Raw genomic sequence first — 11273 nt, 5'->3', positions numbered from 1 at the left:
CGTTTATTTGTTTAAAGCCTCTTGTATACGAATGATTAAATCTGTGTAATGTGCTCTGGAAGCATCATCACCTCTGTATCTTGTCCTGTTCAGTAAATCCAGAACCTTCTGAAGTTCCGCTCTCTTGTACGTAGTGACTTCAGATACTCTTTTCATGGATGAATAATTGATATTCCTCAAACCGTGATCATCTTCATGGAAATTACAGATGGTTGGGATATTCAGGGTATCATCAACTTTCAATCCTTTCACTGCTGTTTTCTCAAATAATTTATTCACCGAAACAATCAGGGCATCCACATAGTTTTTCTGAGTCATTTTTTCAAGCATCGTAAGGCTTCCTTTTTTGTTAAAAATGGCCGTTCTTACCTGATCAAATAATTTCTCAACGGTATAGATCTCTTCTTTTGAACCTGACATCTGATGCTTTAGCTCATTTTCAAGCAACCTCAATAATCGGTCATCCATAAACAGGGAATAGATATTTGCATACTGCATTCCTCTCGCCATGGTATATGGTGTCTGCTCAAATGGTCCCATTGGTGAATCTTTAACCGGATACGTTTTTTCTGTAATCGGATTGAAGAATAACCATTCCGGAAGGTTGATTGCATTTTTAACAAGATAATCAACAGCTCTTGTCTGTATTTCAACAGGAACTGCTTCGTAAGCTTTCTTCTTGTTGCCAAAAACAGTATTGTTCAGATAAATTCCTCCCACATTCGCCATCACATGACCTGTGTACAGATCCCATTGTCCGATAGCTCCCATATACAGTTTTCCAGCATCCGTATATTCCTTACCATCTTCATAGGTCCATTTCAAAAGGTTGTTGAGAACCACTTTCAGGTTTTTCATCCCGTACTCACTAGCTTTCATGGCATCATCTCCTAAATCTTCAGACTGTGAACGTGGATCGATAGTTTCCAGGTAGCTCTGCTGCTCGCCATAGAAATACATCGGGTCATCCTCATGTTTTTCAATTAAATTTCTCAGCGCTTTTTTCTCAACAAATTCATCCGGATACCAACGGTAACCCCAGTCTATAGCATATTTGTCATAAAGACCAATTTTCGGAGTGATGGCTGTAACCCCATCTTCCGGCTGTGCTACATAATTGTAACGTGCATAGTCCATAATGGAAGGTGCTGTACCACCCATTTTGTCTGTAAATTCTTTGGAACGAAGCGACTCTACAGGGAATGCAAAGGATGCTCCCATATTGTGCTTCAGTCCGAAAGTGTGTCCAACTTCATGAGATGAAACAAAACGAATCGCTTCCCCCATGTGCTCATCACTGAATTTATTTCCTCTTGCTTTCGGGTCGATAGGCCCTGTCTGAATTCTCATCCAGTCATGAAGAGAAGTCATTACATTATGCCACCAGATGATATCTGCTTCGATAATTTCACCACTTCTCGGGTCTACTACGGAGGGTCCCATTGCATTTGACTTTGGCGAAGCGGCGTAAGTAATCACAGAATATCTTACATCATCAATATCAAAATCTTCATCTTTTTCATCCGGCATTTTCGCAATCACTGCATTTTTGAATCCTGCCTGCTCAAACGCCGCCTGCCAGTCATGTACTCCGGCAATGATTTTTTCACGCCATTGTTTTGGTGTTGCCGGATCGATATAATAAACAATCGGTTTCTTAGGCTCTACCAGCTCACCTCTTAAGTATTTTTCTTTATCCTCGTCCTTCGGTTCAAGATTCCATTTGGTAATGAAGAATTTTTCATCCATTTTCTGCTGATTGTCATTAAACGACCAGTGCTTTTCCGAGAAAAATCCTACTCTTGAATCTGCGACTCTCGGTTTCATCGGTATTTTAGAAAGCAGTACCAGATTTGTAGTAACACCAAGGGTTACCGGAAGATCTACTCCTCCTTCATTTACAGAAGTAGACAATTGAGACTTCACCACAAGATTCCTGGGGAAAGTTTTCACTCCTTCTATATAAGAAAGGCTTGATTTCACAGATCCCCCCAATCCTACATTGGCCAGAACATCATTGAAGCTCTTCTGATTTCCATCAAAAACTTTATTGACTTTAATGGCTACTGCTGTAGAATCGCTATTTTGTGCTTCAATATCAAAGACTTCAATCACAGATTCTGAAAAATTGTCTTTCACAGATTTTGTAATGGCATCATTTTTTGGAGATGATACTTTAGGCACCACCGTTTTTACCCATACTTTTTTAGCTACGGGATCACGATGGAAAGAAATGACCTTATTTTCATAATTCATTCCTTTGTTCAAACCTGCCTCATTCACCTGCATTGGTACCTGAGAAAGTTTGTTCACCACCAAAAACTGACGTCCCATCAGACTGTCAGGAATTTCAAAATAAATATCCGTTTTTACCTGTATCGTATTAAAAAGTCCTTTTTTATAAGTCCCTTTTTTGATCAGATCTTCAATTTTCTTTGTTTTCTTTGATGAGGAAGTCTCTGTCTTATCAGTTTTGTCTTTGTTGACCTTTACTGTATCTTTTTTCTGTGCTATTGCCATTGGTGAGGCCATAGCAAGACCTAAATACAGTGCCAGCCTGTAATTCTTCATTAAAATAGTCCGATTCATTCCAAATAGTAAATATCTTAGTTTCAGCCAGCAAAGCTATAGGTATCGTGAATCATATATATAATATTAGGGAGTGAATGGTGATTTTTCGGGAGTGAATGGATTTTTATTTTCACTTCATTAATGGTAAAAAACATATGAAATATTCACCATCTACAGAAATATGAAGAAGATTATTCTTAAAATACTCATAAACTTGATTCAAATAATCAATTCCGAATTTTTCTCCCTGCACTGGTTCAGCTTTTGGCTGCCAGGTGTTCTTCACAGTAATCCCATTTTCGTCAATAATAATGATAATTTCCAAAGGCTGATCTATGGTCGCAATATTGTGTTTGATTGCATTCTCAGTAACAATCTGCAGTGATAAATACGGAATGCGTTTTTCCAGACTTGCAGAATCATTAATAATCAGTTCAAAACTCATTTCTTCATCAAACCTGCTTTTCAGAAGTTCCATATACTGCTGTATAAATTTTATTTCCTGCGAAACCGGAACTATATTCTCTTTCGGAGGTACTATAAGATACCTATAAATCTTGGAGAGATTCATGGTAAACTTCTGCGCATTTTCTTTATTGATGCCGATCAGCATATAAAGAGAATTCAAAGAATTGAAGAGAAAATGTGGATTGATGTTATTCTTAAGTTGCTGCAGCTGGTTGATCACTTCTGCTTTGTGCATCTTTTCGTTCTCTACTAACAATAAATTCTTTTCAGACTGTATTTTTTCTTTTTCCTGATAAGCCAGATTAGTCGCCCTCTGGAATAAGATAAAAACCGTTACAATAAGAAACAGAGCTGCCAGAAAAATATACACAGTATAGGTTTTTATCTTGCTTATATTTTCATCAATGATGAAATTAACATGGTTCACAACCGTATATCCGTCAAAATTGTCTGTTTTTAATGGTTTTATGAAGCGGGTTACTTCAACTCCAAGATATTCCGAAACCGCTGTTCCTTTGGTATATCCGGCTTCAGAGCTGCCAGACAAAGTATCTTTAGCCTTAATATCTGTAAAATCAAAAATATTCTTTCCGATGTATTTTTTCTCCGGATGGGTAATACAAATTCCTTCTTTGGTAAAGACATACGCATACGTATTAGAACTTTTATCTACATTGATAAAGTACTGATGGAGATCATCCAGGCTTACAGTAGAACCATAATACAATTTGTTTTTATCAGGCAGCATCAGGGAATCATAACTCACCCAATACATACTGTCTTTTTTAGTTATCAAAAGATCCCTGAAATGTCCGGACCCGTTGTTTTTTAAAACAATAGCTTTCTCTTTATGATCTGTATTTTTGAAAATATCAGATAACGGATTATTACTTTCTGTTTTTCCGGAAGCAGTATTTTCATAATAATACCAGCTGTAAGGCAGCAGATTTCTTTTTTTGTTTAAATCATTTAAAACCAAAGAATAATCTTTATAATTCTTCAGACCGTCTTTCTGAATCAATGCGCGAAGCAGATACTGATAGTCCTCAATATTTCTGAATTCATGTTCCACAGATTCATATTTACGGAAGAAGGTTTTCTTTGCAAAATCATCAGTGTTTTTACGGCTGTCTTCAGTAATTAAAAGGCTCAGAACAGCAAATGCTGCCACTGCAATCAAGCAGGCAGATAGAGCGGTGATGTAAATGTATTTTTGGGATAAGGCGTGTTTAAAATTAATACTCAAGTCTCTCTGAATTGTTGTTCTCCTACATATAAATTATTCGTTTGCAAAGATATAACAAAGATTCCAGGACTGTAAAGTGAATTATTTTTATATTTAAAACCATCGATAAGCAAGCCTATTTTTGGAACCAAAACATATATTATTAACTATATGTAATAAAAAAACCACCAAAAAGATGACAGTTTCAATATGTTCAGATTATCGTTTTTCTACAACTTTTTTAATAATTCTTCAGTATTCAGTATCGTGGCAAATTCTTCACTCAGATTGGCCAATGCCATGAGATGCACCAGTTCTGCTTCATATTTTTCTCCATGTATCCCGACTCTGTCAAAAGCTGCTGTAGCATCAGAAATCACGTAGGTTTCAAATCCAAAGTTTCCCGCCATTCTTGCCGTAGTGGAAACACAATGATTGGTCGTAATTCCCAGAATCACCAGAGTATCTATTTTCTGAAGATCTAATTTTTCTTTTAAATCAGTTCCAATAAAAGCGCTGTTCACATTTTTTGTAATAATAGGTTCATTATTTTGAGGTAAGACATTTTCATTAAATTCAAATCCCGGATCAGATTCGTGCAGTTTTGAATTAATGTCTGTTGAGCTATGTCGGATGTGAAATATAGGCAAATTCAAGCTTCTCCATTTTTGCAGTATTTTTCCGCTTAATTTTTCTGCTTCTTTATTATTTCTGTTTCCTCCCCAATAGTTTTCATCAAGAAATCCTTTTTGAATATCAATAAGAAGCAATGCCGATTTTTTGTTTTGTAATTTCATCTGTTTTTATTTTATCATTATTTGAAAAGTCTGTTCATAAGAAACGTATTATATTCATCCTTTACAGGAGAATCGAAGAGATCAAATACATGCAGTGCACCGGGAATTACCCACAATTCAGTTTTCACTCTTGCTTTATATAAAAGCTGAGCATATTCTACATCCTCATCTCTTAAAGGATCCAACTCACAGGCAACAATGGTGGTTTGCGGTAACCTTGAAAAAGCATTATAACAGGTAAGATCCGAATATTGAATGCTTTTATCCTCATTTCCTTCACCCAGAAAATGCAGCCACGCTATCTTTGCGTAGCTTTTATTCCATAGTGGAATATCAGTAAACTCTTCCATTGAAGGAGTATTCAGCCTGTTGTGAATCACAGGATATAGTAAAAACTGATGTTCTATATTTTTAATATTATGGTGTGCTGCCATTTGAGTTACAGCCGCTGCAAGATGTCCACCTGCACTTGCTCCAAAAACGGTAATACGGTCAGAATTAATTCCCAACTTTGACTCACCGTGCTCAATAGTCCATTGTAGAGCATCAAAACCATCTAAAACAGGAATAGGAAACCGATATTGGGGAGAAAGCCTGTAATCAACAGAAATAATGGTTGCTTTGAGTGTATCTGCTATTCCAAACATCTGGTCATCCACCTGTTCCGGTAACCCGAAAACATATCCTCCTCCATGAAAGTAAAGCAGAATCCTGTCCCGGTTGAAACCTTCAGGTTGATAAATGTGAAGTCTGATCTCATATCCATCTTCTGAACTTGGTATAAAAATATCTTTTACAGCAATATGATCAGGCTTTTTAAAAGGATTCGCTTTCGTAAATTCTATTCTTTCCTGTTGAATAATTTCCGGGGCATTCAAAAATAAATTTTCATCAATTTCTAATGAATAAGGAACATTTTCAATACTATTTTTTAAATCAATGTTAATTCTATTAAAATCCATTTTTTTCTAAATATTTTATTCTACATCGGCGATAAAACCATTTTCCGACAGGATACTTCCTGTTTTTATTTGTAAATTTAACCTATCAACATCGTCCTTTCCAAGTTGACAAATGATTGTCTGGAACGAACAAAAATGTAAGTATGAGTATTAAAGAATCATCCACCAATAATGAAAATAAGAAAACACTGGAGTACAGCTGTTCTGAAATATATGCTGTAAATCTGATCAGTGGCCGCTGGATTCTTTCCATCTGTTACCATCTTAAACATGGGAAACTTAGATTTTTTGAATTGAAAGATAAAATCCACAATATTTCTGAAAGAATGCTTACCCTGCAGCTGAAAAAAATGGAACAGGAGGGGCTCATCGCCAAGAAAGTATATGCAGAAGTACCTATAAAAGTAGAATATGAGCTTACAGAAATTGGCAGAAAGCTGATTCCGGTTTTGAATCAGCTGGAAGTATGGGGTAACGAACATAAACAGATGAAGAAAAAATAATCTAAATTCTCACTCATTTAAAAAAAGCCCAAAGGATAACTCTTTTTTTTACATAAACTGAAAGATCAGAAAAATAGGTATAAATCTTAAAATTAGTTAATATCAACGTTCAATCAGCAGATTCAGCGTTTTATATTTTTGAAATTAATTATCTTCGCCTACAAATCTTATTTGAAAATGAAGAAGATCATCTCCGGGATATCTATTTTTTGTGCCATTGCTATCTCAGCTCAGGAAGCCATCCAGTTTCAGGAGCTCCCTTTCAAGGATATTATTGCTAAAGCCAAGAAGGAAAAGAAATTGGTTTTTATTGATGCATATGCTTCCTGGTGTGGTCCATGTAAAATGATGGAGAGAAATGTTTTCACCCAAAAATCTGTCAGTGATTATTACAATACCAACTTTATCAATGCAAGATTTGATATGGAAAAAGGAGAAGGCAGAGACATCGCTTCTAAATTCGGAGTACGTTCCTATCCTACTTATCTTTTCCTGAACGGTGAAGGAGAACTTGTTTCCAGAAATACCGGTTATATGGAAGAGAGCATGTTTGTGGCTATGGCTCAGGATATCAATTCACCAGGAAACAAAAAAGGATCCCTGAAAGATCGTTTTGCCGGTGGTGATAAAGATCCGGAATTCCTGATCAATATTATGAAGCTGAACGCCAACACAGATTATGATTTTGCTAAAAAGGCTTCCGAAAGATATTTTCAGAATAAAAAGAAAACCGAGGAACTTACAAAAGATGAAATCGGCTTTCTTCTCTATTTCGTAAAGTCGTCAGAAGATATCAATTATACTGTTTTCGCATCCAGAAAAGCAGAGATCATTAAATTTCTTCCTGAAGAAACCTACAACGAATTTGATGCTCAGCTGAAATTAGGAAAAATAGTAGAACAGTCTATTGATGATAAAAATAAAAAGATCAACGATGACTATTTTTTAAAAACAGCTGAACCATTGGTAGGAAAAGAAGCTGCTCTTAAAAAACTGAATCAAACTAAACTCAGCTATTATGAGCAGAACAGTAATTTTCCTGAATACGAAAAAGCCGCTTTAGAATATTATAAAAATTCTGATTCATTTGACCCTAATGAGCTTTTAAGAGCTGCCTGGGTATTTGTAGATCATGTAAAAACCCCATCTTCATTAAAAAAAGCGACAGAATGGGCAGAAAAATCTGTCATGAGAAGCGAAACCTCAGAAAACACTTACATTCTTGCTAAACTCTATTACCTTACCGGAAATAAAGAAATGGCAAAAAACTATGCTGAAATGGCAAAAAATATAGCAGTTCAGGGCAATAAAGATTCTCAACTTGCAGATGAATTATTAAAGCAAATAAAATAAACATTACATACCGGATGAAATATAAATTATTAGCAGCAGGCATTTTAGCTTTCCTGTCAGCAAGCACAGTAAGTGCTCAGGAACAGGAACAAGGAGGACAGGAGAAAAGTTTATACATAAAGGGAAATGCTTTATTTGCTCCGATAGGAATATTAAACCTGGGAATAGAAAAACAGATCAGTCCGAAATATACCCTTCAGGGCGATGTTTTCATTTCACCATGGAAGTCTTTCTCAGGACATGAATTACAGTTTTATTCTGTATCTGCAGAAGGAAGATACTATTTTAATGAGGCATTCAAACACTGGTATGTAGGAGCTAACATTGGTTTTGCAGCCTACAATGCTTCAAAATGGAATTACTGGAATGATGATACCTTTGAAAACTGGAACGGAGAAACACTCCGCAACTCAAATCTGTATCAAAGGGGGTTCTCTATTATGCTCGGTGTTACAGCAGGATATCAATTCCAGTTATCCGAACGATGGAATCTTGACATTTATGGAACAGTCGGAACATCACAAGGATTTTATAAGGGATATGACCGTACCACAGGGAGACGTTATGATCGTGCAGAAAAATTCAATAAAAGTGGTGAGATCATCCCATACAGAGGAGGCGTAATGATTTCCTATAAATTAAAATAAGACAATGAAGCTATTCGGAAAAAATCATATTATCATTTTAGTGATCACTTTTGTGATTCTTTTTTTAATGAACTATATCGGAAACGATCTGCCTGATAAACTGCAGAGAGCTTTATTAACTGCTTTTGCGGGAGTTGTTGGATTAACAATTGGGCTCTTTATATTAAATAAGGGCAGAAATGATAAAAATCCGCCCCAAAATTTTGATTAATTAATCTTCATATACCACATACCGGGTTCTGATCTTTTCGAAACTTTCCAGATCTTTTTTCCAGGAATCTTTAATTTCCTGAATTGATTTTCCGGCTATAATCTGTTTTCTGAAATCATCAGTTCCTGACAGGGTATCAAACCAAAGATTTTTAAGGAAGAAATCCTGCTGGGGATTCTTATAATTCTGATAAGCTTTGATCACCCATTCAAGGTTAAGCGCTCTTAAGTCTTTAGGATATTCTGAAAGATTTTCACCATAACACAATTTCCCGTTCAGAAATGGATCTTTAGCACCATAGCTTGGCTTCGGCGTAAACTGGTAAGGAAGATTTGCCGTCCATGGGGAACCATAAATCTGAAAAGGAAGATCTGTCCCTCTTCCTACAGAAACCTGAGTTCCTTCAAAAAAGCACAGACTTGGATATAAATTGATTGCTTTATCATTGGGTAAATTCGGGGAAGGTTTATCAAGTATTGAATAGCGCTGCTTTTTATGATAATTCTTCATCTGAATAAGCGTATATTTAGCCTGGATGCCATTTTTCAGCCATTTTTCTCCGTTCACCATCTTTCCATACTCTCCTATGGTAAGCCCATAAACTACAGGAACTTCATGCATCCCTACAAAGCTGGCCCATTTTTTTCTCAATACAGGTCCATCAGTATATCCGTCATGCGGATTGGGACGATCCAATACCATGATCTCGACATTATTTTCAGCACCTGCTTCCATCAGATAAGACAGAGTGGAAATATAGGTATAGAATCTCACCCCAACATCCTGGATATCAAAAACAACAATATCAATTCCTGCCAGTTGCTCCGGCTTTGGCTTTTTATTATTGCCATACAGGGAAACAATTGGGATTCCTGTTTTTATGTCTACACCATTTTTCACTTTTGCACCCGCATCTGCATCTCCTCTGAAACCATGTTCAGGAGCAAAAATCGACTTGATCTTTATTCCGTTTTTTACCAGAAAATCTACCAAATGAGTTCTGTCACTCATCAAACCCGTCTGATTGGTTACTACCCCTATTGTCTTATCTTTTAAGAGTGGCAAATATATTTCAGGCTGGTCTGCCCCGGTTTTAAAATCCGATTGAACATGAGTCTGAGAATAATATTGATTGAATACTCCTAAAAAAATTAGGCAAATCAGAAGTAAATTTTTAATTTTGAAATCTAAATTCATAAGCTTGAAATTTCCTTTATATTTCTCTAGAAAAATAGCATTTTCCAAAGATAACAAAAATAACCTTTCAAGGGTTATCATCTTCATTGGCAGGCTTTCCGTAGCATTGGGGATTATTGTTTCCTTAATTACTGTAGCCACCGGTTTTGGTTCAAAAAAAGCTATCAAAGAGAGGCTGGCAGATTTCAGCGGACATATTACTGTAAGATCAACACGTTCAAATTCCTCTTATAATACTTCCGTACTTGATAATCAGGGACTCAATATCGCAAAAATAAAAGAACTTCCCGATGTGGAAAGTATTCAGAAATATGTGATGGTTACCGGAATTATGCGTAATGAACATAATTTTGCGGGAATTATATTTAAGGGAATCGGAAAAGATTTTGACAGTTTAAGGTTTAAAAAATTCCTTATTGCCGGCACCACCCCGAAAGTTACCGAGAAAGGCTTCAACAATGATGTTGCTATTTCGCAAAAAGTAGCCAATGATCTTCATCTTAAGGTGAATGACAGTATTGTTACCGTATTTTTAAAGGCTGATCAAAAACCACTTTATCGTAAATTCAAGATTATAGGGATTTACAGAACTGATATTAAGTTGATTGATGAACAGTTTGTTATCGGTGGAATCAACCATGCCAGAAAAATTCAGGATATGAAGTCTGATGAAATTGGCGGAATAGATATCTTTCTGAAAAATGTAAACGATATCGACAAGGATTTTCCTGAAATTGAAAAACAGATCGGCTATAAAAATTATGCTGAAAAAGCTACTGAAAAATTTCCGCAGATTACGGACTGGATCAGTATTTTTGATACCAATATAGCATTGATCATTATCATCATGCTGATTGTAGTGGTTATTAATATCATCATGGTTCTTCTGATTCTTATTATTGAAAGAACAAATTCTATCGGTCTCCTTAAAACATTGGGTGCAAGCAATTCACAGATAAGAGCTACCTTCATCAATTATACCCTGATTATTATGATTCCGGGACTTTTGTATGGAAATGCTATCGGATTGGGACTTATTTTAATTCAGAAATTCTTTGGAATAATAAAACTTAACCCGGAAAACTATTATGTAAGTACAGTTCCGGTAGACCTTAATCCTATCGCAATTATTTCTATCTCATTGGGAATTCTTCTTATTTCAGGATTGGCTTTAATTATTCCCAGCTACCTGATCAGTAAGATCTCTCCTGTGAAAGTTATTAAGTACAACTAAATTGATAATTGACAGGTATTCGTTGTTTTTCAAGGGATTTTTAATTTTACCCACAACTTATCCACATGTTATCCACAGCGCAGATAATTTTAAAAGCCTTATCTT

The 11273-nt window shown here is 35.8% G+C and carries 10 protein-coding genes; 5 read left to right on the top strand and 5 right to left on the bottom strand.

Features of this window, described 5'->3' with window-relative positions; translation table 11 throughout:
• Positions 1-3: 3 nt before the first annotated feature.
• From ACPF63_RS03525 to ACPF63_RS03510, 4 genes are all read right to left on the bottom strand, one after another.
• Positions 4-2589, bottom strand: coding sequence for a zinc-dependent metalloprotease (locus ACPF63_RS03525; RefSeq protein WP_426482002.1), 2586 nt, complete (start codon positions 2587-2589; stop codon positions 4-6).
• A 112-nt stretch (positions 2590-2701) separates the two neighbouring features.
• Entirely contained in the window at positions 2702-4285 is a 1584-nt protein-coding gene (locus ACPF63_RS03520; protein WP_426482001.1) for a histidine kinase, read from the bottom strand.
• A gap of 209 nt (positions 4286-4494) precedes the next feature.
• Positions 4495-5061: a cysteine hydrolase family protein gene (locus ACPF63_RS03515; RefSeq protein WP_077418276.1), complete on the bottom strand. Its 567-nt coding sequence runs from the start codon at positions 5059-5061 to the stop codon at positions 4495-4497.
• Positions 5062-5078: 17 nt separating this feature from the next.
• Entirely contained in the window at positions 5079-6023 is a 945-nt protein-coding gene (locus ACPF63_RS03510; RefSeq protein WP_426482000.1) for an alpha/beta hydrolase, read from the bottom strand.
• 143 nt (positions 6024-6166) lie between these two features.
• Between ACPF63_RS03510 and ACPF63_RS03505 the strand changes: the two genes are divergently transcribed.
• The 4 genes from ACPF63_RS03505 to ACPF63_RS03490 all read left to right on the top strand — a co-directional run bounded on the left by ACPF63_RS03505 (position 6167) and on the right by ACPF63_RS03490 (position 8737).
• The gene (locus ACPF63_RS03505; protein ID WP_077418271.1) at positions 6167-6526 is read left to right on the top strand and encodes a winged helix-turn-helix transcriptional regulator; all 360 of its coding nucleotides are present in this window, start codon (positions 6167-6169) and stop codon (positions 6524-6526) included.
• 177 nt (positions 6527-6703) lie between these two features.
• Positions 6704-7879 (top strand): thioredoxin family protein, encoded by a 1176-nt coding sequence (locus ACPF63_RS03500; RefSeq protein WP_426481999.1) that lies wholly within the window; start codon positions 6704-6706, stop codon positions 7877-7879.
• Positions 7880-7893: 14 nt separating this feature from the next.
• On the top strand, positions 7894-8526 hold the full coding sequence (locus ACPF63_RS03495; protein ID WP_180564349.1) for a DUF3575 domain-containing protein: 633 nt from the start codon (positions 7894-7896) through the stop codon (positions 8524-8526).
• A gap of 4 nt (positions 8527-8530) precedes the next feature.
• A complete protein-coding gene (locus tag ACPF63_RS03490) occupies positions 8531-8737 on the top strand; it encodes a hypothetical protein (RefSeq protein WP_077418263.1) in 207 nt (68 codons plus the stop codon).
• Here the strand turns inward: ACPF63_RS03490 and ACPF63_RS03485 are convergent, their stop codons facing one another.
• Complete coding sequence (locus ACPF63_RS03485) at positions 8738-9934, bottom strand: exo-beta-N-acetylmuramidase NamZ family protein (RefSeq protein WP_426481998.1); 1197 nt, start codon at positions 9932-9934, stop codon at positions 8738-8740.
• Positions 9935-9938: 4 nt separating this feature from the next.
• Here ACPF63_RS03485 and ACPF63_RS03480 point away from each other — a divergent pair, with 4 nt between their 5' ends.
• Positions 9939-11168 (top strand): ABC transporter permease, encoded by a 1230-nt coding sequence (locus ACPF63_RS03480; protein ID WP_077418260.1) that lies wholly within the window; start codon positions 9939-9941, stop codon positions 11166-11168.
• Positions 11169-11273 lie beyond the last annotated feature (105 nt).

The organism is Chryseobacterium sp. R2ACT005, assembly GCF_049949215.1.
Taxonomy (GTDB): Bacteria; Bacteroidota; Bacteroidia; order Flavobacteriales; family Weeksellaceae; genus Chryseobacterium.
The sequence above is the reverse complement of the archived record's forward strand: the minus strand, read 5'-3'. Positions and strand labels throughout refer to the sequence as shown.

Bases quoted from the DNA above. Each gene is read 5' to 3' on its own strand.
- ACPF63_RS03495 (WP_180564349.1), top strand. From the start codon at position 7,894: ATGAAATATAAATTATTAGCAGCAGGCATTTTAGCTTTCCTGTCAGCA.
- ACPF63_RS03500 (WP_426481999.1), top strand. From the start codon at position 6,704: ATGAAGAAGATCATCTCCGGGATATCTATTTTTTGTGCCATTGCTATC.
- ACPF63_RS03515 (WP_077418276.1), bottom strand. From the start codon at position 5,061: ATGAAATTACAAAACAAAAAATCGGCATTGCTTCTTATTGATATTCAA.
- ACPF63_RS03490 (WP_077418263.1), top strand. From the start codon at position 8,531: ATGAAGCTATTCGGAAAAAATCATATTATCATTTTAGTGATCACTTTT.
- ACPF63_RS03525 (WP_426482002.1), bottom strand. From the start codon at position 2,589: ATGAATCGGACTATTTTAATGAAGAATTACAGGCTGGCACTGTATTTA.
- ACPF63_RS03510 (WP_426482000.1), bottom strand. From the start codon at position 6,023: ATGGATTTTAATAGAATTAACATTGATTTAAAAAATAGTATTGAAAAT.
- ACPF63_RS03505 (WP_077418271.1), top strand. From the start codon at position 6,167: ATGAGTATTAAAGAATCATCCACCAATAATGAAAATAAGAAAACACTG.
- ACPF63_RS03485 (WP_426481998.1), bottom strand. From the start codon at position 9,934: ATGAATTTAGATTTCAAAATTAAAAATTTACTTCTGATTTGCCTAATT.